This window comes from Flavobacterium anhuiense (assembly GCF_001705175.1).
GTDB lineage: Bacteria > Bacteroidota > Bacteroidia > Flavobacteriales > Flavobacteriaceae > Flavobacterium > Flavobacterium anhuiense.
On record NZ_CP016907.1, the window covers coordinates 1070940 to 1095567 of the forward strand.

25 protein-coding genes are annotated in these 24628 nt (G+C 34.6%); 4 read left to right on the top strand and 21 right to left on the bottom strand.

What is annotated here, in order from left to right; genetic code table 11:
• Window positions 1–9: 9 nt before the first annotated feature.
• Window positions 10–528, bottom strand: a complete 519-nt coding sequence (locus tag BB050_RS04555; RefSeq protein ID WP_066032770.1) for a gamma carbonic anhydrase family protein — start codon at window positions 526–528, stop codon at window positions 10–12.
• Between the two features lie 11 nt (window positions 529–539).
• Complete coding sequence (locus BB050_RS04560) at window positions 540–1529, bottom strand: PorP/SprF family type IX secretion system membrane protein (RefSeq protein ID WP_066032771.1); 990 nt, start codon at window positions 1527–1529, stop codon at window positions 540–542.
• A 143-nt stretch (window positions 1530–1672) separates the two neighbouring features.
• Here BB050_RS04560 and BB050_RS04565 point away from each other — a divergent pair, with 143 nt between their 5' ends.
• Window positions 1673–2572: a NifU family protein gene (locus BB050_RS04565; RefSeq protein WP_008467344.1), complete on the top strand. Its 900-nt coding sequence runs from the start codon at window positions 1673–1675 to the stop codon at window positions 2570–2572.
• Window positions 2573–2789: 217 nt separating this feature from the next.
• Here BB050_RS04565 and BB050_RS04570 read toward each other — a convergent pair whose 3' ends face one another.
• The 4 genes from BB050_RS04570 to BB050_RS04585 all read right to left on the bottom strand — a co-directional run bounded on the left by BB050_RS04570 (window position 2790) and on the right by BB050_RS04585 (window position 8509).
• Window positions 2790–3818 carry a DUF2931 family protein gene (locus BB050_RS04570; protein ID WP_236940419.1) on the bottom strand — a complete coding sequence of 343 codons (1029 nt, stop codon included), beginning with the start codon at window positions 3816–3818 and terminating at the stop codon, window positions 2790–2792.
• A gap of 100 nt (window positions 3819–3918) precedes the next feature.
• Window positions 3919–4947, bottom strand: coding sequence for a DUF2931 family protein (locus BB050_RS04575; RefSeq protein ID WP_236940420.1), 1029 nt, complete (start codon window positions 4945–4947; stop codon window positions 3919–3921).
• Between the two features lie 58 nt (window positions 4948–5005).
• Window positions 5006–6697, bottom strand: a complete 1692-nt coding sequence (locus tag BB050_RS04580) for a phospholipase effector Tle1 domain-containing protein (protein ID WP_083219807.1) — start codon at window positions 6695–6697, stop codon at window positions 5006–5008.
• Between the two features lie 3 nt (window positions 6698–6700).
• Complete coding sequence (locus tag BB050_RS04585; protein WP_066032775.1) at window positions 6701–8509, bottom strand: type VI secretion system Vgr family protein; 1809 nt, start codon at window positions 8507–8509, stop codon at window positions 6701–6703.
• 225 nt (window positions 8510–8734) lie between these two features.
• Between BB050_RS04585 and BB050_RS04590 the strand changes: the two genes are divergently transcribed.
• Together BB050_RS04590 and BB050_RS04595 are read left to right on the top strand one after the other, a co-directional pair.
• Window positions 8735–9142, top strand: coding sequence for a YtxH domain-containing protein (locus tag BB050_RS04590; RefSeq protein ID WP_066032776.1), 408 nt, complete (start codon window positions 8735–8737; stop codon window positions 9140–9142).
• Window positions 9143–9227: 85 nt separating this feature from the next.
• Window positions 9228–10040 (top strand): mechanosensitive ion channel family protein, encoded by an 813-nt coding sequence (locus BB050_RS04595; protein ID WP_008467348.1) that lies wholly within the window; start codon window positions 9228–9230, stop codon window positions 10038–10040.
• A 6-nt stretch (window positions 10041–10046) separates the two neighbouring features.
• Here BB050_RS04595 and tsaB read toward each other — a convergent pair whose 3' ends face one another.
• The 7 genes from tsaB to BB050_RS04630 form a co-directional block, all read right to left on the bottom strand.
• Window positions 10047–10721: a tRNA (adenosine(37)-N6)-threonylcarbamoyltransferase complex dimerization subunit type 1 TsaB gene (tsaB, locus tag BB050_RS04600; RefSeq protein ID WP_066032777.1), complete on the bottom strand. Its 675-nt coding sequence runs from the start codon at window positions 10719–10721 to the stop codon at window positions 10047–10049.
• 32 nt (window positions 10722–10753) lie between these two features.
• Complete coding sequence (locus BB050_RS04605; protein WP_066032778.1) at window positions 10754–12046, bottom strand: efflux RND transporter periplasmic adaptor subunit; 1293 nt, start codon at window positions 12044–12046, stop codon at window positions 10754–10756.
• 6 nt (window positions 12047–12052) lie between these two features.
• The gene (locus BB050_RS04610) at window positions 12053–13435 is read right to left on the bottom strand and encodes a TolC family protein (protein ID WP_066032779.1); all 1383 of its coding nucleotides are present in this window, start codon (window positions 13433–13435) and stop codon (window positions 12053–12055) included.
• An 84-nt stretch (window positions 13436–13519) separates the two neighbouring features.
• Window positions 13520–14641, bottom strand: coding sequence for an efflux RND transporter periplasmic adaptor subunit (locus tag BB050_RS04615; protein ID WP_066032780.1), 1122 nt, complete (start codon window positions 14639–14641; stop codon window positions 13520–13522).
• Window positions 14642–14678: 37 nt separating this feature from the next.
• The gene (locus BB050_RS04620; protein WP_008467355.1) at window positions 14679–15944 is read right to left on the bottom strand and encodes an ABC transporter permease; all 1266 of its coding nucleotides are present in this window, start codon (window positions 15942–15944) and stop codon (window positions 14679–14681) included.
• A gap of 2 nt (window positions 15945–15946) precedes the next feature.
• Complete coding sequence (locus BB050_RS04625; RefSeq protein WP_066032781.1) at window positions 15947–17191, bottom strand: ABC transporter permease; 1245 nt, start codon at window positions 17189–17191, stop codon at window positions 15947–15949.
• A complete protein-coding gene (locus tag BB050_RS04630; protein WP_008467357.1) occupies window positions 17184–17885 on the bottom strand; it encodes an ABC transporter ATP-binding protein in 702 nt (233 codons plus the stop codon). The genes BB050_RS04625 and BB050_RS04630 overlap by 8 nt, the downstream gene beginning before the upstream one ends.
• Window positions 17886–18062: 177 nt before the next feature.
• Between BB050_RS04630 and BB050_RS04635 the strand changes: the two genes are divergently transcribed.
• Window positions 18063–19469: a DUF4403 family protein gene (locus BB050_RS04635; protein WP_066032782.1), complete on the top strand. Its 1407-nt coding sequence runs from the start codon at window positions 18063–18065 to the stop codon at window positions 19467–19469.
• Window positions 19470–19486: 17 nt separating this feature from the next.
• Here BB050_RS04635 and BB050_RS04640 read toward each other — a convergent pair whose 3' ends face one another.
• The 8 genes from BB050_RS04640 to cyoE all read right to left on the bottom strand — a co-directional run bounded on the left by BB050_RS04640 (window position 19487) and on the right by cyoE (window position 24589).
• Window positions 19487–19747, bottom strand: coding sequence for a hypothetical protein (locus BB050_RS04640; RefSeq protein WP_066032783.1), 261 nt, complete (start codon window positions 19745–19747; stop codon window positions 19487–19489).
• Complete coding sequence (locus BB050_RS04645; protein ID WP_066032784.1) at window positions 19737–20279, bottom strand: DUF420 domain-containing protein; 543 nt, start codon at window positions 20277–20279, stop codon at window positions 19737–19739. Before BB050_RS04645 ends, BB050_RS04640 begins: the two co-directional genes overlap by 11 nt.
• 2 nt (window positions 20280–20281) lie before the next feature.
• Entirely contained in the window at window positions 20282–20968 is a 687-nt protein-coding gene (locus tag BB050_RS04650) for an SCO family protein (RefSeq protein WP_008467361.1), read from the bottom strand.
• Between the two features lie 12 nt (window positions 20969–20980).
• Window positions 20981–21622: a hypothetical protein gene (locus tag BB050_RS04655; RefSeq protein ID WP_066032785.1), complete on the bottom strand. Its 642-nt coding sequence runs from the start codon at window positions 21620–21622 to the stop codon at window positions 20981–20983.
• Window positions 21623–21701: 79 nt separating this feature from the next.
• Window positions 21702–22052 (bottom strand): cytochrome C oxidase subunit IV family protein, encoded by a 351-nt coding sequence (locus tag BB050_RS04660; protein ID WP_008467363.1) that lies wholly within the window; start codon window positions 22050–22052, stop codon window positions 21702–21704.
• Between the two features lie 18 nt (window positions 22053–22070).
• Window positions 22071–23054: a cytochrome c oxidase subunit 3 gene (locus BB050_RS04665; RefSeq protein WP_066032786.1), complete on the bottom strand. Its 984-nt coding sequence runs from the start codon at window positions 23052–23054 to the stop codon at window positions 22071–22073.
• A gap of 42 nt (window positions 23055–23096) precedes the next feature.
• A complete protein-coding gene (locus BB050_RS04670; RefSeq protein WP_008467366.1) occupies window positions 23097–23684 on the bottom strand; it encodes a cytochrome c oxidase subunit 3 in 588 nt (195 codons plus the stop codon).
• A 2-nt stretch (window positions 23685–23686) separates the two neighbouring features.
• On the bottom strand, window positions 23687–24589 hold the full coding sequence (gene cyoE, locus BB050_RS04675) for a heme o synthase (protein WP_008467367.1): 903 nt from the start codon (window positions 24587–24589) through the stop codon (window positions 23687–23689).
• Window positions 24590–24628: the final 39 nt, after the last annotated feature.

A 24628-nucleotide genomic window follows, 5' to 3' on the forward strand; every position in this document is an offset into this window, starting at 1 on the left:
TTTGAATTTCTATTCTTCGTTTTTGAACCAACTCGAATACATCACGTAATTATTCGAAATGCGTTCAATTTCGCCAGCAAAATCAGACTGATCGATGTCTTTAACTTTTTTGGCAGGAACACCGGCATAAATACTTCCAGAAGTTACCACCGTATTTTGTGTTACTACAGCTCCAGCAGCAATTATGGCATTGCTTTCTACCACGCAATTATCCATTACAATTGCTCCCATTCCGATTAAAACATTATCATGAATTGTACAGCCGTGAACTATTGCATTGTGACCAATTGAAACGTTATTTCCTATAATCGTTGGGTGCTTTTGATACGTACAGTGGATTACAGCTCCATCTTGAATATTTACTTTGTTTCCAATTTTAATAAAATGAACATCTCCTCTCACAACAGCATTAAACCAAACGCTGCAAGATGTTCCAAAAGATACATCTCCAACAATAGTAGCATTTTCGGCCACATAACAATCCTCTGGAATAAGAGGCGATTTTCCGTTTACAGATTTAATCAGCATAAAAAATAAATTTAGTTAATGGCAGGACAGTTACAGTCGTAGCGTTCTTTTTTACAGAATAAATTAATTCCTAAAGTAATTTGATGATATCCTCCAGTGTCAAACTTAACATCTCCCATTACTTGAGAATACGTATAAGCGAACATAAAGTTCTTGTAGTTAACCCCAATAATGGGTGTAAAGTATTGTAATTTTTGAGACTCTACACCGCTTCCTGAAATATATTGTGCTCCATCAAAACCTCTCCTATACGATAAAGCAGCCCACAGACTTCCAAAATCCATGTTTTTATAGGCTTTCATATTTATGTCAAGTGTTTTTTCTTTCGTCTGGTCAAACAGCTGAAAAAGGATCGAAGGCTCCCAAGCCCAATTATCATTTTTACCAAACACATAACCAGCGCTTAATAAAAACTTCCTCAAGTTATCACTTTCATAATCTGAATATAACTCTCTCCTCGTTTCCAATAGACCTTGAACTGTTGCATGTGCATAGAAATTCAAATAATTATAAGAAGCTCCAACATCAATATTGAAATAGGAATCTTTCTGAATGGAACCAAAAACTATTGGATCAAATGTGTTGCCAAATTTTGTTTCGTCTAATTGGTTTTGAATCAAGCCTCCGCTAATTCCAAAAGACAACTGATTTAAATCCAGTTCATCTCTCGAAAACATAATATGATGTGCATAAGTCAATTTTACCCCTTTTTCAGAATGGTATCCGTTTTTGTCATTAAAAACAATAATCCCAGCTCCAGAACGCTCTCCTATTCTTCCATTAAAACTCAAAGTTTGAAGCGATGGAGAATCTTCTTCTCCAAACCATTGTTTTCTAGCTGTTAACCGCACTTTGGCACAATTGGCTGCACCAGCCATAGAAGGATGAATAAGGTAATAATTATCAGACAAATAATCAGAATAAACAGGGATTCCCTCTTGGGAATAAGAGTGAAAAACAGTAATGAGAAAAATTAATAAAACCCTGATTTTTAATTTCATAAAGACAAAATTCTTACTATATATTTTTCACTCTTTCAATTTAACACGATTTATTTGAAAAGAGTCTTAATTATTTCATTAAAAAATCAAATATAGCCATTAGTAGAAAATAACTTTAGTAAATTTGCAAAAAATATATTATCATGACTAAAATCACTATAAAAGAGACTCAAAATCCAACAATTTTAAAGTTTGAATTTGAGGATTTCATCACTCAAAATCAAAATTTTGAGTTCAAAAATATTGATGAAGCGCAAGCTTCTCCGCTAGCTCAGCAATTATTTTATCTGCCGTTTGTTAAAACAGTTTATATTTCTGGAAATTTTATCGCTATCGAAAGATACAGCATTGTAGATTGGGATGATGTAAAAGATGCTGTAGCAGAACAAATCAGCGCTTTTGTTGATAAAGGTGGCGTTATCATTAAAATTGATGAAACAAAACCAAAAAAACAGCCTATTACGGTATACGGAGAAACCACTCCAAATCCATCCGCATTGAAATTTGTTGTGAGCCGAATGCTTACTCGCAATGCCGTAGAATATAAAAATATTGATCAGACTGCTTCTTCTCCTTTAGCTCAGGAATTATTCAAATTTCCTTATGTGAAAGAAATTTTTATTGATGAAAATTACATTTCGGTTACAAAATATGAAATCAATAACTGGGACGAAATTACTTTAGAATTGAGAACTTTCATTAAACAATTTATTGAAAACGGAGGAACTGTTTTAGATGAAAGCTTAATCGAAACTAAAGCGAAAACTGAAGCAAAAAAAGATGAAGCTTTTGATAAGTTGGATGTTACATCACAACAAATCATTAACATCTTAGAAGAATATGTAAAACCAGCGGTTGCTGCTGATGGAGGAAACATTGCTTTTGAATCTTATAATGAAGATGACAAAACGGTAAAAGTATTATTGCAAGGTGCTTGCAGCGGATGTCCTTCATCTACATTTACTTTAAAAAGCGGAATTGAGAATATGCTGAAAAGCATGCTGAATGATGAAGCTATTAAAGTGGAAGCTGTAAATGCTTAGTTCACTAAAACACTTATAAAAAGCGCCTCATTTGAGGCGCTTTTTTATTGTTAATCTCTAGCTTTCAATTATTTATCATTAAAAAAACAGTAATTCTATAAAATTAATTAATATTGTATTCTTAACCAATTAATTAAAAACCATGGGATTATCTGCTGGCGCGAGCGTCTCGCTGGTGCCAGCAGGGAATTTCATTTACAAATAAACATTTCAAATGTTATTTATAGGAATCATTAAATTCCCGTTTACTGTTAGGATAAATTCTAATACTATCAACCTCCAATTTTTGATTGTTTAATAAAACCTCCAGGCTTCTATTGTCTTTGTCAATTTTCACCTGAATTTCATTATCTCCTGAAAGTCCTTTAAAACGGTTGAAAATCTCATTTTGATTGAAGAAAATCCTGCCTTCAAATTTTTGTCCTATTCCGGTCTCCCAGAAAAACTGAAAGACATTTGGCAGTGCCCTGTCTCTCATTTTATTTTCCAGCAGCCAGGGACGCATCATCTGGTCTTTTTCTCCATTATAATACTCTGTAATTATTGTAAATAATCTGAAATTGGGATTTTCAGAAGTGAATACGGGTTTCCAATTGTATCGCAGACGAAACATATCCCATAGCTCGCAATTGGCATCTGGAACAGAAAATTCTTTTGCCAACTCATCAAAGCGGGCAGGTGAAAAACGCCAGATCTCTAAATACCTTTTCTTTGCCGATTCCAATTCTTTTGGGTCAGTTATCACTTTAGCCTGATATCTGCCAATTTCTATCACTGTCAAGCCATAGTTTACCCAAACCACTACCATGCCTTTTGGTGCAAATCCAAAAATAAGGCTGGACATTCTATCATAGGATTTGTAAGCCCCATCTGTATCATCCATAATGTATTGCAAGTCACTATCACCATCATATTTGTATTCCTCGATTGCTTTGTTTTTTACTTCACGATAGGCATAATTCCTCCTTACCAAATCTTTCATCCGCTCTACAGGAAAATCAATTTTTAACCTGTAAAAAGTATTATCATAACCGGCATAGTACGTTAGGTCTGCCCCTATGGGCGTACCGTGCTGTTCCGTCCACATTCCTCCAGAATCTCCCCATCTGCCTGAGGAGCCACCGTAAGGCATGCCTGCGCGGGCTCCTTCGAGAGTAAAAATTTGGTCTTTTACCATGTCAATTCTATACTCATTTGCAGGGTGGCACATTTCGGCATGCCACTCGGGTATTTTTTCATTTTTCATCTGACAGCTATTTATCTGTATGCCTAATAAAAAGCATACTATTATTTTTATATATTTATTAGCCATTGTGTATTTCATTTACAAATAAGCATTTCAAATGTTATTTATAGGAATCATTAAATTCCCGTTTACTATTAGGATAAATTCTAATACTATCAACATCCAATTTTTGATTGTTTAATAAAACCTCCAGACTTCTATTGTCTTTGGCAATTTTCACCTGAATTTCATTATCTCCTGAAAGTCCTTTAAAACGGCTGAAAATCTTATTTTGATTGAAGAAAATCCTGCCTTCAAATTTTTGTCCTATTCCGGTCTCCCAGAAAAACTGAAAGACATTTGGCAGTGCCCTGTCTCTCATTTTATTTTCCAGCAGCCATGGGCGAAGCATTTGGTCTTTTTCGCCATTATAATATTCTGTATTTATTTCAAATAATCTGAAATTAGGATTCTCAGAGGCGATTACGGGTTTCCAATTGTATCGCAGACGAAACATATCCCATAGCTCGCAATTGGCATCTGGATTGTATAGTTTTTTCGCTAGTTCATCAAAATATTCTGGAGTAAACCTCCATGTTTCCAGATGTCGGTTTTTTGCCGATTCTAATTCTTTTGGGTCAGTTATTACTTTAGCCTGATATCTGCCTATTTCGATCACTGTCAAGCCATAGTTTATCCAAACCACCACCATGCCTTTTGGCGCAAAACCAAAAATAAGGCTGGACATTCTATCATAGGATTTGTAAGCCGCGTCTACATCATCCATAATGTATTGCAAATCACGATCACCCTCATATTTATATTCCTCGATTGTTTTGTTTTTTACTTCACGATAAGCATAATTTCGCCTCACCAGATCTTTCATCCGCTCTAGAGGAAAATCAATTTTTAACCTGTAAAAAGTATTATCATAACCTGCATAATAGGTTAGGTCTGCCCCTGTGGGCGTACCGTGCTGTTCGGTCCACATTTTGCCTGAATCTCCCCATCTGCCTGAGGAGCTCCCGAATGGCATTCCTGCACGAATGCCTTCGAGGGTAAAAATTTCGTCTTTTACCATTTGTACTCTATATTTATTTGCAGGATGGCACATTTCGGCATGCCACTCTGGTGTTTTTTCATTCTTCATCTGACAGCTGATTATTTGCATACCTATTAAAAGGCATACTATTATTTTTAGATGTTTACTAGCCATTGTGTATTTCTCTTTTTCTATATCTCCCTTCAAAAGCACCATCTTTTGCGGGTGCCTGGCTCTCACGGGAGCCCAGCCCCAGTTCGTTGGCTTTTACAGACCAGTGTAAATATTGATTTCTTAATTTTTTTAATACCTCTTCGTCAATATAATTCAGGTAAGATTTTCGTTTGAGTTTTGATAAATATTCTTCATTTATCGAATTTTTATCGTACAGACCGCCATTATACATTTCGATATAGCTATTGCGCAAACCGTTGCAGGCGTTTACATAATTATATAAACTGTTGCTGACTGATTTTATAAATTCATCAACGATGGTATGTCTTTTTTCTAGATTTGTATCATATTTTACTTCAGCATCTTTAGAAAAATGGAACATTAATTGCAGCGGAATTTGGTCGTAAGTATTATATAGATTTCGTGTCCCTACTACCGCGTAAAATCGCTCTGAGTCTTCTACAGATCCTTTTTTTATTTTATCATCAATGGCAGATTTATGCAAAACCCCAGCTTCAATCTGGTGTTTTTTATACCAGCCTTCGCTAATCACTATTTCTTTTAATTTTTGAATCTCTCTGTCTGAGCTATGGATCATTTGGTTGTAAAGCGATTCCCGTTTGTAGTAAAGAGCCGAAACTTCTTTGGCATTGTTTATATAAGAACCCCCAATGTCTGAGTGCACCCCTGGCAAAGTGAGTTCTAAGCCATGCAAGCCGGCGCTCTGGATATTGACTAAATCGAAATTTTCGCGATATTCATCATCAGATGACAGCTGCAAAACAAAACGTGCTTTTTTAACAGCATCTAGATGCAAATCTATACTGTCGTTGCCATGATAAAATCCATAAGAAGCCACAGTATCATAAAGCCCCACAAAATTGATCTCAATTTTTTTTATGTTGAAATCATTATTTAATAAACAAGCGGCAAAAAAGCCATGCCAGTTTAAAAGAGGATTATTTGGTATAGTTATTATGTTGTTTTTATCCTCCATACCCTGATAATATCCAGGTGCCAATACCTGTACTTTATTATCTGGAAGCTGGCTATATATAAAAGCAGGACTAGTGGCAATATGCAAAAAATGTCTGGCCGCGGTTGCACCACGGCTAAACCCATAGACATTTAATTTTAAAACAGATATTTCTTTGCCTCTATATTCTTTCAACATTTCTGGTGCTTTTACACATGCTTTTACCACTTTTGCCACTACGCCACGATAACCCATACCTATAGCAACGTCTGGAAAAACATCATCGCTTTCTAAATCTTCGGTACCAATGCCTTCTATATAAAGTCTCTTTTGAAAAGCAGCAGCAGAATTTATAGCATCATAACCTCTGGCAACATTGGTATACTCGTTTTCAAAACTGTCATCTTTCTTATTCCCTACTTTTAGATAAGCATCATGATCTTTTGAATCTGTTTTTTTAGCATCGGTATTGGTTTTATTATTCTGAGTGCCGTCAAAAAAAATATTTAAGCTTACATTAATAGTATTATTTAAAGAGTCCTCGGGATGCAAAGGCTTATAATCTTTCTCAAAAATCCCTTTTTCGCCACCAACCCAGCGATTTTTTCCTGCAGCGTGAATTATATAATCTCCATCTGTGGCACGCAAATCCATTTTGCTCGTTGTGGTGTTTTTCATTTCACCCTCAACAATTCTTAAAATACTCATCAGTTATGAATTTATTGAATTTTCTCCGCTGTATTTATTCAAGTTTTTAGAAGCATGTACATTTATATGTTCTTCTGAACTTATTAACGAAGCTGTTTTGGCAATTTCTTTTCGTTCTCCTGTCTCGGATTCCCTATTCCCTTTTACAAATTCTGTTAGATTACCTATTACTTTTGTCATAAAATCGATTCCTATAGTGAGGAATTTTGAACCTGTAATACTTTCTGTATAGTCACCTCCAACATTATCAGTTTTATGAAGCCCTACATTAGTATTCATATTATGCCCGGCATTTGTATTGATATCTTCTCCTGCATTTAGTGTTAGATTTTTAGGAGCATCGCAAGTTGTATTACCTTTACCATCCATAAAATATTTGTTACCACTCGGATCCTCAATCAAGACACTTCCTTCTGCATCATTCATAACGATTTTTATTCCAGAACGGGTGTGCACAGCTTTAATGTCATTTTTTGGTGTGTTGTAACCAGAAGATTCGTTCCCATTGTAATGCGTTCCCATTACATAAGGATTTTGTGCATTTCCGCCTTCAAAACCAACAAGCACTTCCTCTCCAATTTCTGGGATAAAATAAGTGCCTTTTCCAGCTCCTGCATGAGGCTGGATCATTCTTATCCATTGGCTTGACTTGGTTCCTTGTGCCCAGTAAAAATCTACTCTTACCCTGCCAAGCCCTTCCGGATCGCTGTTGTCCCTTATTTTTGCAGGCTGGGTTTCCGCTCTGGCGAAAGCTTTTGTGTCCGTATAATGCGGTGCCGAAACATCTGCAGGAATGGCTTTGAACTCGCAGGTATAGTTGCCATGCACTTCTGAGTGGTGCGTTGCTTCTATGCAAACCAAATGGTGCTCTATAGTTTGGTTTACAATGGTAAAAATCTGACCTAATCCTAACGGAAAATAGGATATTCCGCTGTAATACACGCTGTTTGCATCGCTTCCTGCTGTCTGAAGCGCTATCATTTCCTGCATTTCTTCTTTATTCTGTGCGTTGCTGGTGTAAGCTCCAACACTCAATTCGCCTTGTGTTACAGTGCCCTGATTAAAGCCTACTATAGAAGCAAAACTGTCTTTGCTTCCTGTATTCGTTTTTGCAGACGCATCCCGAATGCCAGACGCATTTTTGTAATCATAACCCGCCAATGAAATGTTATGCGCGGCCATATTGGTCTGTATCTTAAAGCTATGCAGAGAAGCTCCGTTTATGAGTTTGATTTTAGAATTCTTAAGCTGTCCGAACTGCATGCGCATTCCGTCAAAATAAAACCATTGCCCATATCTGGCAGCGAGCCTTTTAAGAAATTCAAAATTGGTTTCATTGTACTGCGCCATATAGCTGAATTCTTTCAGATAAGTGGACCTGATAGCATCTCTCTGATAAAACTCTGTCGGACCTTCAGACAATAAATCCAGAACAATGTCATCCATTCCCCTTTCCAGATAGGTTCTCGATTTAGGCATGTCATCAATCACTTTGCTATGGCTTATTCCTGCAATATGAAGCCCTGCCGGACTGCCATTCCTGTCGATAGAAGATACCTCGGTAATGATTCCTTTGCTCATCAGCCTGATTCCGGTTAAGCTTTTGAAAGTAAAAATAACCTCATCTCCAATGTATTTTCGCATTGCCTGCGCCTGGTCTTCTGGCTTAATGACGGCCTTGCCCGTATATTGCCAGACAAATGAAAAATAATGATGGTCTGCCATTTTCTGCGACAGCCTTAAATCGTAGTAAATAATATTTTGCGTAAAACTTCCAATAGAAATATGCACCTGATCCGAAAAATGTCCCATAAAGCACTTTTAAATGTTTAAAATATTTAAATAAATTCTTACAATTTAAGCGGTTTTATTAAGTGCCACAATACCTAGATTTAGGGATTTTTCGACAAAAATTAGGGAAATCGTATTTTTTTTAAAAAACTCATATACTTTTAACAATCAATATTTTACATCAATTTTTTATTAAAATCATTAAAAAAGTTTAATATTGTATTCTTAACCAATTAATTAAAAACCATGGGATTATCTTCATTTTTTAAAAATTTATTTGGCTCAACTAAAGAGTCTGTAACTGAATTGGCAAATAATGCCGAAGAGACTTTTGAACAAGCAAAAGAAGCTGCCGCTCCGTATATTGAGAAAGCTGAAGCTTTTGCAGAAGAAACAATAGAAAAAGTAAAAGAAGTTTCGGATCCGATTATTGACCGCGCTTCAGAATATGCTGAAAAAGCAAAAGAAACTGTAAGCGAGTATGCAGATAAAGCATCTGAAGCCATAAATGACGTTGTAGATACTGTTAAGGAGAAAACGGCTTCTCTGGCTTCTGAAACCCCAGAAACTATTTCTGAAACCGTTGTTGATGTAAGCGAAAAATCTGTTGCAGAAACAGAAGAAATAGCCGACGAAGCTGCTGAGAAAGCATAAACACAGTTTTCTGATAATGTAAATATTTTTATATTTGCACCGCTAATATACCTTCTCTTTTGAGAAGGTTTTTTATTTTAAAATCATGAATCTTAGTCCAGAACAAGTCAGTAAATACATCAGTCGATTTATTGACATTTTAGTTGATTATTCGCCAAAACTTATTTCTGCATTTTTAATTCTATTTGTTGGTTTATATGCCATCAGATTAATCAACAGAATCATTCGAAAAGTAATGATTCAGCGAAATCTAGATCCTACATTAACAAAATTCTTAGCCGATATTTTATTGTGGGCGCTACGGATTTTATTATTTGTAACCTTTATTTCTAAATTAGGAATTGAAACCTCTTCGTTCGTAGCTATTTTAGGAGCAATGGGTCTTGCTGTTGGTTTATCATTGCAAGGATCGCTTTCAAATTTTGCCGGCGGAATGCTTATTATCGTTTTCAAACCGTTTAAAGTTGGAGACACTATAGAAGCTCAAGGAGTTATTGCAACTGTTCTTGAAATTCAGATTTTTGTAACTAAGATGCTAACTGGAAATAACCAGACGGTGTTTGTTCCGAATGGCGCATTATCTAACGGAAACATCATTAATTACTCTATGCAGGGAGAAAGAAGAGCCGATTTGACCTTCTCTATTTCGTATGATTCTGACATCAAAAAGGCTAAAGAAGTACTTTTAGCGGTTTTGAACAATAATCCAAAAGTATTAAAAACGCCTGCACCAGAAGTTTTTGTAAAAAATCTTTCTGCAAGTTCAATAGATTTTGCTGTTCGTCCTTGGGCAAAAAACGCCAATTATGGAGCCGTTTTTTCTGAAACATTAGAAAATTGCAAAACAGCTTTAGATGAGGCAGGAATTGCTATTCAGCCTTACACAATACAGAAATAAAAAATATTATTCCTTTTTTGAAGGAGCAGTAATAATAAAATCTTTTAAATAATAAGGTTCAAAATAAGCGACATCTACAGTGTCGCTTTTTTGATACTTATCAAAACTGATTTTACTCATAGCTTGTGCTGATGGGTATTTTATATTTTCTAAAAACACAAAGTTGTCTTTAGTCAGAACCGTTTTACATTTTTCTGCACAATCGCCAACAAAGTAAAGTTTGTCTGTATATTCCTGAAATGAATTTTCATCAATAATTTCGGCTTTAATAGCTCTTTCGACAGTCAAATCAGAATTAAAAATGGCACTGTAAACTTCCATACGGCGCGCATCTAGCATAGGTATAATTTTTCCGTTTGTCACTCCTGCTTGCGATGCTAAAGTCTGCATCGTGTCAACAGCAATCAACGGAATATTTAAAGCATAACACAAGCCTTTTGCCGCCGAAACGCCAATTCTCAAACCTGTATACGATCCTGGGCCTTGGCTAACTGCAACAGCTTTTAAATCCTGCGCCGATATTCCCGCTTTTGCGATTACTTCTTCAATAAAGACATGAAGTTTTTCGGCATGCGAATATCCTTCATCAGCCAATTCGCTGCAAACAATGGTCTGACCATCTTTTGCAATAGATACTGAACAATTTTTAGTAGCCGTTTCGATATTGAGAATAAAAGACAAAGTATTAAATTTTAAATTATTGTGGTTTTATATTATTTCTTTGGAGCTTCAGCTTTCTTAAGCTTTACCTTGTCTCCAGAATTTAGTTCTTTAGAAACTGTTGTGTATGGACCTGTAATAACAACATCACCAGGTTTTAATCCCGACATTACTTCAATATTAGTATCGTCCTGAATTCCAGTTTTAATGATCCTAATTTTAGCTTTATCTCCAACTTTTACAAAAACACATTCGAATTTTTTATCGCTTTTTGGAGCTGCTTTTTTATCTTCATTTGGATCTTCAACCTTAAAATCTTTCACCGCCGTAGTATCTGATTTTACTACAACAGAACTAATTGGCACTGCCAAAACATTTGTTTTTGTTGTCGTAATAATATCGACTGTAGCCGTCATTCCAGGTCTGAAAGGAGAGTATGTGCTTGGCTTTCCTTCTAACAAATCTTGGTAAGAATCTTTAAGTATACGAACTTTAACTTTAAAATTAGTTACCTGATCTGAGGTTAAGGTAGTACTCGCAGAATTAGAAATGCTGGTTACAACACCTTTAAATTTCTTCTTCAAATAGGCATCCACTTCAACATTTGCTTCATCCCCTATTTTAATTTTTACAATGTCATTTTCATTCACATCAACTTCGACCTCCATATTGTTTAGGTTGGCAACACGCAAAAGCTCAGTTCCTGCCATTTGCTGCGTTCCTAAAACTCTTTCTCCCAATTCTACATTCAATACAGAAATAGTTCCGTCAGCAGGAGAATAAATCGTTGTACGTCCTAAGTTATCTCTGGCTTCTGTAACAGATGCCGAAGCACTTTGAACATTATAATAGGCGCTTTGTTTTGTTGCTTTTGCAACTTCAAAAGTAGAAACCGCTTTATCCCAATCTGATTTTGAGATTACTCCTTTGTCATACAATATTTTATTACGCTCATAATTTGCTTTTGCTTCTTTAAAACTCGCGTCAGATTGAGTAAGACTTGCTTTTGTTCCAGCTAAATTTGCAACAGATCTTTCTAATCCTGAAGTATATAAATCTGGATTTATTTTTACCAATAAATCGCCTTTTTTAACCACCTGCCCCTCTTTTACATTAAGTGAAATAATCTCGCCCGAAACCATCGAGGCAATTTTAACTTCAATTTCGGGTTGGATTTTCCCTGTTGCAGAAACTGTTTCAACAATTGTTGATGCCGTAACTTTTGCAGTTTCTACCTCTTTTCCTTCGTCCTTATTCCCTATTACTCCAGCCTTAGAAAGACCAACCAAAGCCACAATAAGCACTACTGCAGCACCTAATAAAGAATAAACTGTTTTTTTCTGCATAATAAATTATTTTGTAATAATTGGAACGATTGGAATTCCGAAATAAAACTCTAATATTTTAATTTTAAACATGTAATCGTATTTTGTCCTGATAACATCAGACTGCGCATTGGTCAATAAGGTTTGAGCTTGCGTAAAGTCAAATGAATTCATCAAACCAACATCATACTTTTCTTTTGCATAGTTGTAAGCTTGCTGTCTTGCTTCTAAAGTTACAGTAGCCGATTCATAAGTATTTAAAGCTCCTCTTGCATCGGTAAATGCTGTATAAACGTTACGCTGCAAATCTAAACTTTTTTGTTCTAAATCTATTTTAGATTTTTCTAAACTTACTTTATTACGCTCTACATTGTTTTTAACTGAGAAACCATTAAAAATAGGAACATTTAATTGTAAACCAAAATTATGTCCTTTATTATCACTAAACTGTTTGAATATAGGATCTGGCCCAACAGTGTACGGATTACCGTTTTCATCCACCTTAACCTGATCACTGTAACTAGCTCTTGTATTAAATCCATAAAAGCCAGAAAGTGTTGGCTGATAAGCTCCTTTAGCTATAGCAACATTTTTTTCAGCAATCTCAAGATTAGTTTGAGCTAATTTTAATTCTGTTCTCGTTTCTTTAGCTTTGTTATAGATTTCAAGTGGAGTTTGCGCTAAAATATTATTTTCATCCGATACATTAGTATCATCAACTACATCAAAATCTGCGAATTCTTTTAATTGTAAGAGCTGAGCCAAACTCAATTTAGAAATCAGTAAATTGTTTTCAGAAACTGCTATATTTTGTTTGTCTGTTGCAACGGTAGCTTTTAAGTCGAACAAATCTCCACGCGGAATGGTTCCTGCATTTACCATTTCTTCAGAACGAGCAAATCTTTTCTCATCGATTGCCAACTGTTCTTTCTTAACTTTTAAATCTTCTTTATTAGATAAAATTTGCAAAAATGCACTAGCCACATTTAAAGAAATATCTTCTTGCATTTTTAATAGCTGATAATGAGAGGCAATGATACTTAATTTTGCCTTCCTCATTGTGTTTTGATTCTGCAGACCTTTGTAGATGTCAACTCCTGCATTTATCCCAACTGAAGAGTATTGTGTAGTTTGATTACGTAAAATACCTGTTGTAACATCTTGGTTCAAACCTATGTTCCAAGAGTGAGAAGCATTCCCGTTTACAGATGGAAGATAGTTCCCTAAAGCTCCTCTTTTATCAATCTCAGCATTTTTTACATCTAATTCAGATAGTTTTACTGTGATATTATTTTCAAGTGCATATCTCACACACTCTTCTAGTGTCCATTTCTTTGATTGCGCCTGCCCAGTTAATCCGAAACCGAATAACAATGCTATAACCAGACTATTATATTTATTTATTTTCATATACTTTTAATGAAGGCGCAGTAAACCGAACTACGCAAATTTAACATTTTTAAAACCAAAAAGATCCTTAACCTTCAAATTAGCTTATTTTTTTTCTTTGTCTCCTTCGTTAATTAAGCCTTGATTCCAGATTTTAATTTTATCTGTATCATTTACACCGCTTTTAACTTGAACGTAGATTCCGTCGCTTACCCCAAGAACCAAATCTCTTCTTTGAAATTTCTGTGGAGCAGTTTCAACTTCTACATAAGGCTTTTGTGTTTTTTTGTCAAATTGAACTAAAGACTCTTTAATTGCCAAAACTTTCTCTGCTTTTTCTAAAATAATTGAAGCATTGGCACTTAAACCAGCTCTAATAAAAGTATCATCTCTGTTAACCATTTGTGCTTTGATTTCAAACTGGATTGCTCCATTTTCAGTAACTCCTTTTGGGGCAATATAGTTTAAAACTGCATCAAATTTTTTATTTTCGATTGCACCAATTGTAATCTCAATTGGCATTTTTTCTTTAATTTTTCCAACCTCAGATTCATCGATTTTTCCAATAAAAATCATTCTTCCAACATCAGCAACACTTGCAATTGTGGTTCCTTCGTTGAAGTTATTACTTTCGATAACTTGGTTACCGACTTTTACCGGAACATCCAATACCATTCCGTTAACTGTAGAACGAATTAATGTATTAGCATAACTTCCCAAAGAAGAAGTTGTTCCTGTTTTAACGATATCTAAACCTTGTTTTGCAGCCAAATAATTTTGTTTTGCCTGATTGTAAGCCAACAAAGCCGCATCATAATCATTTGCAGAAATCACATCTTTCTCAAATAATGTTTTCTGTCTTTTATAGATTTTTTCCTGATTGTCTAATGCAATTTTAGCGGTCTGAACCTGGTTTTGAGAATTGCTTACATTCGAAACGTTTGCTACAACTCTAATTTTAGCAATCATATCGCCGGCTTTAATTTTTTCACCCGCTTTGATGTACACTTCCTCAATAATCCCTGAGATATTTGGTTTGATTAGAACTTCTTCATCAGGCTGAATATTACCTGTCGCAATAGTATTTTTTACGATGGTCTTAATTTCTGCTTTTTCCGTTTTAAAAACAATCGGCGATTCTTGGTTTTTAGCATACAAATAGTAAAGCGCGCCAAAAAAAACAATTGCAATAAATATTAAAATGGTTACGGTTACTCCTTTTTTCATTTGTTCTGGGTTTAATCGATTTATTTTGATTGATAATTTATTCTGTTCTTAGTGCATCTACAGGTTTTACATTGATCGCAGTCTGTGCTGGGATAAATCCGGCAAGCAAACCAGATCCGACCAAGATGATTAATGCAACAAATACAACTCCTAAATCTACAGTTGGATTCGCAAACATAGTATTTTGATCTGGAGGCATCGAGTCTAATACCATATTTAAAACCGCTATAATTCCTGTGGCAACAGCAATTCCGAGCATACCCGAAATAATAGTTAAAAATATAGACTCTGTTAATATTTGACTTCTAATTGCTCCAGGTGTTGCGCCTAAAGCTCTTCTGATTCCGATTTCTTTTGTACGTTCCTTAACCACAATCAACATGATATTCGAAATTCCGATTACACCAGAAATCAAAACTAATGTCCCTACGAAATAGGCAATTACTTTTAAAATATTGAACAAGCTTTGCACTTTGTTAAACTGCTCGTACAAATCAAAATTTCCAACTGCCCTATCATCTGTTGGATTTATAGAATGCAATGATTTTATAATTTCTAAAATTTTAGGCTTTAAATCGGTTATAGAAGTTTCATCTTTCGCGGTAAGCGCCATCCACCCTACTTTATCGCCATAATTAAAGGCTTGCTGAAAAGTTGTAAAAGGAATAAAAATATTCTTCTGTTCCTGCTCTGCATTTCCTCCTTGTTGTTTGGATTTATAAACCCCGACTACCATAAAATTGATGCTGTTAATCTTGATATATGTTCCAACAGCTTCTTCTTCTTTTCCATAAAGTTCACTGATAACCCCTTTTCCAATTACACAGACTTTTCTTCTTTGCTCAATATCCTGCTGATTTACAAATCTTCCTTTAATGATATCCATTGGTTGCTGTTTAATCAGCTCTGGATAATCGCCATAAATTGTAAAAGCCGAAGTTTTAGTACCTCTTACAACGTTATTTGTTCCGTTAAAATCACCTAGCTGATTTCTTGGCGAAACATATAATAGATCTGGCAATGCTGCTTTTAAAGCTGTTACATCACTATTTCTAAAGTCATAACGTCTTGTTTTTGGCAAACCTTTATAAGCTTTAGAAGTAGTCTGGCTCCACATAAACATAGTATTGGTCGCAATTCCATCAAAACCTTTTTTAATACCATTTTCCAAGCCATTACCCGCAGCAAGTAAAATTACCAAGATAAAAATACCCCAAAAAACACCAAAAGCCGTCAGGATAGTCCTGAAAGGGTTGGCGGTTAAGGCCTGTAAAATCTCGTCCCAATTATCTTTTTTAAACATAATTATTCGTCTCTAAGTGCTACAATAGGTTTAATTTTGGCTGCTCTGTAGGCTGGGAAAAATCCTGCCATTGCTCCTGCAAAAACAAGTAATACCAAAGTAGTTAAAGCTACACTAAAATCTACTTCAGGATTTCTGAAATATTCACTCTGAACCATTGGCCCAACAAATTCCAATAATGCAAGACTAGCCAATAGTCCAACAAAACCTGCAATGGTAGTAATAAAGATAGATTCATGAAGAATCATCGTGATAATTGAAAAAGGCGAAGCTCCCAATGCTTTTCTAATTCCAATTTCTTTTGTTCGTTCTTTTACAATAATAAGCATGATATTACTTACTCCAACCACTCCTGCAATGATAGTACAAATACCTACCCACCAGAAAAACAATCTTATATACAAGTTTAAATCGTAAAACTGTTTGGCATCTTTAACTGAATTGTAAACTCCTACACCACCATCATCTTCAGGAGCCACAACATTTTTACTCTTCAATAAATCTTTTAAATCTTGGGTAAACTTTTCCGATTGAGCCAGCGCTTCATCATAATCTTTTGTCTTTTTTAAAGTAAAAAACAAATTGCTGATTTTGTCGCCTCCGCCAAATGTTTTCTGGACTGTAGTCAATGGCAGATAAGCACGAGTTTCTTCTCTTTCACCTCCTGGATCCGTAAAAACTCCAACTACTTTAAAGTTGATATTGTTAATCAGAATTTCTTCCCCTATTGCCTCTTTGTCTTTAAGCAAATCGTTTTTAAGTTTCATTCCAATGACAGCCACTTTTGCATTACTTTCTAAATCCTTAGCATTGATATAGCGACCTTGAACTATGGTTAAATTTTCTATTCCACCATAATCTGGATTTACACCTCTAAACTGGTAGCTTCCAGATTCCTTCCCGTAAGCAAAAGACTGTCCCCAGTAATTATTGGTTGAAGCTCTCAGATCTAATTTATCTTCAAATTTCTGTACCGATTGATTGTAATCGCTATTGCGAAATTGAATCTGTCTTCCTGGATTTAATCCTTTGTATTCTTTAGTTGTTGTTCCAGACCAAACTTCAATAATTCCAGCTGCATCACGCTCAAATTGTTTTTCAATTCCGTTTTGCAAACCTTTACCTGCCCCAAGCAGGATCACCAAAATAAAAATTCCTGAAGCCACAGAAACACCTGTTAAGAATGTTCTTAAACGGTTTTTAGAAATGGCTTCAAATATTTCCTGCCAGCGTTCAATATTAAACATAAGACGAAGCTCTAACTTGTTCTACTTTTTTATCATCGATAATTAATCCATCTTTTAGGACTACATTTCTTTTGCACATTGCTGCAATATCAGGTTCGTGTGTAACAATCAAAATTGTTTTTCCCTCATCATTAATTCCTTGAATAAGTTCCATAACTTCATAAGAGGTTTTAGTATCTAATGCCCCTGTCGGCTCATCGGCAAGCAAGACTTTCGGGTTTGATGCCAATGCTCTTGCAATAGCCACACGCTGTTTTTGACCTCCGGAAAGTTCGTTTGGCAAGTGGTGAACGTGAGAACCTAAACCTACTTTTTCCAAATATTTCATTGCAATATCGTAACGTTCTTTTCTTTTAACACCTTGATAGTATAGCGGCATTGCAACGTTGTCTAATGCAGATTTATAATTGATTAAGTTAAAAGATTGGAAAACAAAACCTAAAAATTTGTTACGGTATTTTGAAGCAAGGGTTTCATTTAATTTTTTTATCGGAGTTTTATCTAAAATATAACTTCCAGAATCGGCTTCATCCAAAATTCCCAAGATGTTAAGAAGTGTTGACTTACCAGAACCAGACGATCCCATAATCGCAACCAATTCTCCTTCTTCTATATTAAAATTAATGCCTTTTAATACATGTAATTCTGAACTTCCCATCTTATAGGATTTGTGTAAATCTTTAATTTCGATCATGGTATTGTTAAATTTTTTAGACAATAATAACGTTTTTATTAAGTAATTTATGATAATAAAAAGTTAATACTTTTGTTACCTATTTTGTATTAGACTGCATTTTTTTGTTATTGTTACACTTTTTACATAAAATATGATTGTTTTCGTAATTTTACCTCGTAATAAAAATCATCTTAAATGAAGCTTAGTTCTATTATTTCAATGTTTATAGTACTTGCGGTACTAACGAGCTGTTCATCGGCTCAAAAATTAGAAACATTAAAACCTGAACCAGACGATGCCAGTCCGTTAATTTATGACAGCAATCCTTCTTTTATTAACCTTCCTATAACCATCAAATTAAGCGATATTGAAAATCAGACCAACTCTTTGCTTAACGGTTTAATTTATGAAGACAACAACATCGAAGACGATGATATCGAAATGAAAATCTGGAAACAGGCTCCAATTAAAATTCAAAATGATCCTTCAAATCTTGACAAAAGAATCAAGACCATTTTACCGCTTAAAGCGAATATCAAGTACCGAATTGGCACAAAAAAACTGGGAGTAGAATTGTACGATGTGAGAGAATTTAACTTAAACGGAGTTATAACACTTTCCAGCGAAACGGCTTTAACCAATTGGAAACTGACCACGAAAACAGAGTTTAAATCTCTAGATTGGAACGAAAGTCCAACTATGACCATATTTGGCAAGAACATGCCAATTACGTATTTGATAAATCCTGCGATTTCTATTTTTAAAAGCAAATTGGAAAAGAAAATAGACGAAGCAATTGAAAAATCAATGGATTTTAAACCTAATGTTCTTCAAGCGGTTGAAAAAATCTGCACTCCTTTTCAGATGAGTGACACTTACGAAAGCTGGTTACGAATTGTCCCTATCGAAATATATTCGACAAATGCCAAACTTAAAAACGATTCATTCCTACTTGACATGGGTATGAAATGCAACATGGAAACTATCGTTGGCAAACAGCCAGAATCAAAATATAGCGCTAGTAAAATTGTTCTGAAACCTGTTGCTAAAATTCCAAATCAGATTTCTGCCAATATTGCCGCCATTTCAAGTTATGTAGATGCCTCTAAAATTATGACCAAGAATTTTGCAGGTCAGGAATTTGGTTCTGGCAGTAAAAAAGTGACTGTAAAAAATGTTTCTATCTGGCATAAAGATGGCAAAATGGTAATTGCTCTAGACGTTTTAGGCTCTATCAACGGAACACTTTATCTGAATGGCTTTCCTTCATATAATGCTCAGACAAAAGAAATTTACTTTGAAAAATTAGATTATGTTTTGGACACCAAAAGCAAATTGATGCGCACAGCAAACTGGCTTGCACAAGGCTACATTTTGAGAAAAATGGAAGAAAGCTGCCGATATTCTATTCAGCCGAATTTGGATGAAGGCAAAAAAAGCATGGCAAGCTACCTGAAGAATTACTCGCCAATGCCAGGCGTATTTGTTAACGGAAAAATGGAAGATATTCAGTTTGATAAAATTCAGCTAACCAATCAGGCCATTATAGCTTTCATCAAAATAAACGGAACAGTGAATGTCTCAGTTAACGGACTTAAATAAAAAAAAGCAGTGTAAAATTACACTGCTTTTTTCTTTTTAGAATACATTCGATAAATCAAATATCCTATTATCAATACGAGTAAATATGGAATCACCATTAGGTAAACAATCCCATCATTTACTGCTTCAGCTTTTTTAATATTAGAATCTCCACCTAACGCAGCACGACACATCGCACATTGGGCATTAACTGAAATTCCAATTAAAAAAATACAAATCCCAAGAATGAAACTTTGGAATCTGGAATTTGATTTTTGGATTTTATTTTTAGTGTACATAATAAGGCGAAATCATTAAATAAACCACTACTCCCGTTACAGCAACATACAACCAAAGCGGAAAAGTGATTTTAGCTATTTTTCTATGTCTGTCAAAACGTTGTGCAAGCGCTCTTACGTACGTAATTAAAACAAGAGGAATAATGGCAATTGACAGTAAAATATGCGTTATAAGAATAAAGAAATAAATGTAACGCAACGCCCCTTCTCCTCCATACTTTGTAGAATCCGAAGTCATATGATACGCTACATACATAACCAAAAACGCAACCGACAATGCAATTGCAAAAGTCATTAATCTTTCGTGTAATTTTTGGTTTCCCTTTTTAATTGCTAAAACAGCCCAAACCAGTACTACAGCTGTAATACCATTTGTAGTTGCATAAATAGGAGGTAAAAAAGATAGGGGCTCTATATTAACTCCAAAATCTTTTAATTTAACTCCAAACAAAATTGCTACAACAACAGGGATTATTATTGAAACCGCAATAATAAATTTACTAAATTTTTTCTCTAAAGTATTATCTTCCATTTTTATTCTGCTAATAAAATTTTAATGTCTTCTTGAATATCTCTTACTCCTTTTTTATCTAGACCATCATAATAAATATTCGGATTTCCGTATTCATCTTTTCTGCAGCGGATATTTCCATCTTTATCAATTAAAGCAAACAAACCAGAATGCTCAAATCCACCGCTTACTTTATCATTTTCTCCTGCATAAAGATTAAAGCCTTTATTAGACAAATCCATAATTACGTTTCTGTCTCCAGTCAAGAAATTCCAATTAGAAGACTTTACCCCAAGTAATTTTGCGTGATCTTTTAAAACCTGTGGCGTATCATGTTTTGGATCGATTGTAATCGAAACAATTCCGAAGTTCGGATTTCCGAAAAAGGTCTTTTCTATCTCCAGCATACTCATATTCATCTTTGGACAAATTGATGGGCAAGTTGTGAAGAAGAATTCCAAAACATATACTTTTCCTTTATAGGTTTCATTTGAAACTTTAACATTATCTTGGTTTGTCAATTCGAATTTTGGCGCTGGGCCAATTGTCAAAAGTTTAGCTTCTTTGGAAGATTTTGCTCCAACATTATCCAAACGGTTTCCTTTTACTACGTCCCCGTTTTTAATTCTATCAACAATTTTAGGTACGGCGTAAATCCCAAAAATCAGAATGACAAAAGAGATCCCAATATATGATTTGTTCTTAAACATTATAAATGATTATTAAAGTTGCTTTGTAGCGTTATGATTCTTCTTTAAAGCGGCGCGGTATTCGTAAAGGATAATCTTAAAGTCATCCAGCATTTCATTGCTTAACTCAGACGGATGAAAAGTATCGTAGCCTTCTTTGTATTCTTTAGGATCCTTTCTTCCTCTTAAATTACGTTCTTTATCAATAATATAAACATTGGAAGTTCCAAGATTCTCATTCAGTTTTTCTTTTAAATGTAATCCGTCATAAAATTTCTGAATATCTTCTTTTGAAGCAAAAACAAAGTTCCAGTTTTTAACATCTGTAAAAGGAGACAAAGCATCAACAATTTTTTGAGCTTCCGCTTCAGTTCCAGTTGGACACAGCACTACAAACTGAAGATCTTCAAAACCATTATAACGTTTGTAGATTTTTTCGTTTAAATTGAAATAATTACCTCTATTTTCAAGAATGTTTGTACCAGAAAAACCTAATACTGTAATTTTTTTATCAAGGGAGATTTTTTTTCCGTTTAATGAATTCCAATTTCCAAAATCAGCCACTTTAGGTGTTATTACAGGAAGTGTCGTAAAACTATTTACACCAGAAGCAAAAAATAAATACGCTACAATTGGCAATACAAAAAGTACAAAGAGAACTATATTTTTTTTCATTGTATTAACGGAGAATTATTGAGGTACAAAAATAAAAAAATCCCGATGTTATCGGGACTCTTTTCGAATTAATATCATGTTAAAAATTCCATTTAATAGTAGAATCTTTAAAAACCCCATAAATATAATGTCCTTCTGTTAACAGAATAAACAATAAATATAAAACTAGGAAGATAACAGGAGAAACTACAGACCATCTAAGGCTGCTTTTTTCACCTTCCATGTGCATAAATGCCCATACAATATAATATGCTTTGAAAATTGTAAGGATATAGAAAATCCAGTTTAACAAATTCAAACCAATAAAATGAGTAAATTCTAATGATGCAGGTTTGTAGATACCTAAGATAACTTCAATTGTAGTTACTACTGAAAGCAATCCGAAAACAAACCAGATTCTTTTTGTATTTGATACGTGCTCGTGTGACATAATAATTAAATTCTAAAATTAAACTAGGTAGAAAACTGTAAATACAAATACCCAAACTAAATCTACGAAGTGCCAGTATAATCCAACTTTTTCTACCATCTCGTAGCTTCTTCTCTTCTCGTAAGTACCTAATAATACATTAAAGAAAATAATGATATTGATGATAACTCCAGAGAATACGTGGAATCCGTGGAAACCTGTAATAAAGAAGAAGAAATCAGCAAATAATTTATTACCGTACTCGTTTCTAATCAAGTTAGCACCTTCTACTACATATTTAGCACTAGCTAAATGTTTTTCAGATTCTTCTCTTGATAAGATTGTCTTTTTCTTTTTATCTGTAAGTTTTTCTGTTCTTATTAAAATTTCAGGATGAGCTTTAAAACCAGCCTGAACTTCAGCAACTGTGTAAGTAGGAAGAGTCTGAGCATCTTCCATAAACCAAGTTGATTTGCTTCTTGTTAAAGCTTCTCTTTGCTCTGGCAATTTAACAGCAAAATCAGCTAAAGCTACTCTTTTACCATCTTTATCCACAAATTGAAGTAAACTTCCTCCAACTGTTTCAACTGCACCATATTCTCCTTTAATGAAGTTTTTCCATTCCCAAGCTTGAGAACCAACGAAAATTAAACCTCCAATAATAGTTAAGAACATATAGATTGCAACTTTTGTCTTTTTCAGTTGGTGTCCTGCATCAACAGCTAATACCATTGTCACAGAAGAAAAGATCAAAATAAAAGTCATTAAAGCTACATAATACATTGGAGCCGCAACACCATGCATAAATGGGAAGTGAGTGAACACTTCATCAGCCAAAGGCCAAGTTTCGATAAATTTAAATCTAGAAAAACCATAAGCTCCTAGAAATCCAGAGAATGTTAAGGCATCTGATACGATAAAAAACCACATCATCATTTTACCATAACTTGCTCCTAAAGGCTCATTGTGACCGCCTCCCCAAGTTTTTTCGTCGTTGTTTGCAGTAGTAACTGTCGCTCCCATAAAAGATATTCGTTAAAAAGTTCCCAAATTTACGTTTTTTTCTTATTTAAAGAAATATAAAAATAAAAATAAATATACCCATAATAAATCCAAAAAGTGCCAATACATCGCACCTAGCTCTATCCCAAGAGTTTGAGTCGAATTGTATTTTTGTTTAAAATGATTATAAATTATAATTAAAAGTGAAATTAATCCGCCAGCCAAGTGCAACAAGTGTGTAACTGTCACCACATAAAGGAAAGTTGTAGTAATCGAACTACCTTCTCCTGTAAAGTAATACCCTTCAGCAACGATTTGTCCAAATCCTTTGAATTGCAATACCACAAATAAAACCCCTAAAGCTAAAGTGCCAAGAAGCAATCCTGTAACTGCGCTTCTATTGTCTTTCTGAATAGCTTTTTTTGCCAAGTGAAAAGTAACGCTACAAGCAATAATTACTGCTGTACTCCAATAGAAAGCAGAAGGAAGTTCAAAATTCTTCAACCAGTCTGCTCTTGATTTACTTACTACAAATGCGCTTGTCAAACCAGCAAACATCATGGTCATACTAACCATTGCGAAAAGCAGAATCAGTTTTGCTGATTTTGATTTTCTTACTTGTTCTTCATTTGTTTTTAATGTCATTTCCATAACTATCTTAAAAATTTATCTACTATAAATACAATCTGCAGAAGTGAGATGTAAGAAACACTCACCAGCATTAATGTTCTCGCTGCTTTTGGAGTTCTCAGCTTATACAAACGAACTGCATAAAAAAGCATCCAAATCCCCAACAGAAACACTAAAACCGCTGCAATTGGAGAAATAAACAATTGTCCCGTAAAACCTAATACTGGTAATAACGAAGCTATAATAAGCCAAATTGTATACAATATGATTTGCAATGCTGTCCCTTTATCTTTTTTACCTGTCGGAAGCATAAAAATTCCTGCTTTCTCATAGTCTTCATATAAAAACCATCCGATAGACCAAAAGTGTGGAAACTGCCAAAAAAATTGAATTAAAAATAAAGTTCCTGCCTCAATACCAAATTCGCCTGTCGCCGCTACCCAGCCCAACATGAACGGAATCGCACCAGGAAAAGCTCCAACAAAAACAGATAACGAAGTTACTGTTTTTAATGGCGTATAAACACTTGTGTATAAGAATATAGAAATTGCAGCAAACATTGCCGACTTCGCGTTTATCGTATAAAGAAGCGCAATTCCAACAATAGTAAGCAGGCTCGCCACTAACAAAGCCACTTTAGGAGACATACGCCCTGAAGGAACGGGACGATTTTTAGTACGATCCATTAAAGAATCGATATCTTTTTCTATTACTTGATTGAAAGCGTTTGAAGCTCCAACCATACAATAACCGCCAACTGCCAAAACAGCCAAAACACTCCATTTAAAAGGATGATCAGCATCTACTCCCAATAAATATCCAGCAATAGAAGAGAACAAAACACTAATAGCCAAACCCGCTTTAGTAATCTCCTTAAAATCTAGAAATATTGATTTGATTGATAATGTATTTTTTGCAGCGTTCAATACCGTTGTATTTTGTGTATTTTTTTTTGAGTGGTGCAA

Bases quoted from the DNA above. Each gene is read 5' to 3' on its own strand.
- BB050_RS04555 (WP_066032770.1), bottom strand. From the start codon at position 528: ATGCTGATTAAATCTGTAAACGGAAAATCGCCTCTTATTCCAGAGGAT.
- BB050_RS04560 (WP_066032771.1), bottom strand. From the start codon at position 1,529: ATGAAATTAAAAATCAGGGTTTTATTAATTTTTCTCATTACTGTTTTT.
- BB050_RS04565 (WP_008467344.1), top strand. From the start codon at position 1,673: ATGACTAAAATCACTATAAAAGAGACTCAAAATCCAACAATTTTAAAG.
- BB050_RS04570 (WP_236940419.1), bottom strand. From the start codon at position 3,818: ATGAAAAATGAAAAAATACCCGAGTGGCATGCCGAAATGTGCCACCCT.
- BB050_RS04575 (WP_236940420.1), bottom strand. From the start codon at position 4,947: ATGAAGAATGAAAAAACACCAGAGTGGCATGCCGAAATGTGCCATCCT.
- BB050_RS04580 (WP_083219807.1), bottom strand. From the start codon at position 6,697: ATGAGTATTTTAAGAATTGTTGAGGGTGAAATGAAAAACACCACAACG.
- BB050_RS04585 (WP_066032775.1), bottom strand. From the start codon at position 8,509: ATGGGACATTTTTCGGATCAGGTGCATATTTCTATTGGAAGTTTTACG.
- BB050_RS04590 (WP_066032776.1), top strand. From the start codon at position 8,735: ATGGGATTATCTTCATTTTTTAAAAATTTATTTGGCTCAACTAAAGAG.
- BB050_RS04595 (WP_008467348.1), top strand. From the start codon at position 9,228: ATGAATCTTAGTCCAGAACAAGTCAGTAAATACATCAGTCGATTTATT.
- BB050_RS04605 (WP_066032778.1), bottom strand. From the start codon at position 12,046: ATGCAGAAAAAAACAGTTTATTCTTTATTAGGTGCTGCAGTAGTGCTT.
- BB050_RS04610 (WP_066032779.1), bottom strand. From the start codon at position 13,435: ATGAAAATAAATAAATATAATAGTCTGGTTATAGCATTGTTATTCGGT.
- BB050_RS04615 (WP_066032780.1), bottom strand. From the start codon at position 14,641: ATGAAAAAAGGAGTAACCGTAACCATTTTAATATTTATTGCAATTGTT.
- BB050_RS04620 (WP_008467355.1), bottom strand. From the start codon at position 15,944: ATGTTTAAAAAAGATAATTGGGACGAGATTTTACAGGCCTTAACCGCC.
- BB050_RS04625 (WP_066032781.1), bottom strand. From the start codon at position 17,191: ATGTTTAATATTGAACGCTGGCAGGAAATATTTGAAGCCATTTCTAAA.
- BB050_RS04630 (WP_008467357.1), bottom strand. From the start codon at position 17,885: ATGATCGAAATTAAAGATTTACACAAATCCTATAAGATGGGAAGTTCA.
- BB050_RS04635 (WP_066032782.1), top strand. From the start codon at position 18,063: ATGAAGCTTAGTTCTATTATTTCAATGTTTATAGTACTTGCGGTACTA.
- BB050_RS04640 (WP_066032783.1), bottom strand. From the start codon at position 19,747: ATGTACACTAAAAATAAAATCCAAAAATCAAATTCCAGATTCCAAAGT.
- BB050_RS04645 (WP_066032784.1), bottom strand. From the start codon at position 20,279: ATGGAAGATAATACTTTAGAGAAAAAATTTAGTAAATTTATTATTGCG.
- BB050_RS04650 (WP_008467361.1), bottom strand. From the start codon at position 20,968: ATGTTTAAGAACAAATCATATATTGGGATCTCTTTTGTCATTCTGATT.
- BB050_RS04655 (WP_066032785.1), bottom strand. From the start codon at position 21,622: ATGAAAAAAAATATAGTTCTCTTTGTACTTTTTGTATTGCCAATTGTA.
- BB050_RS04660 (WP_008467363.1), bottom strand. From the start codon at position 22,052: ATGTCACACGAGCACGTATCAAATACAAAAAGAATCTGGTTTGTTTTC.
- BB050_RS04665 (WP_066032786.1), bottom strand. From the start codon at position 23,054: ATGGGAGCGACAGTTACTACTGCAAACAACGACGAAAAAACTTGGGGA.
- BB050_RS04670 (WP_008467366.1), bottom strand. From the start codon at position 23,684: ATGGAAATGACATTAAAAACAAATGAAGAACAAGTAAGAAAATCAAAA.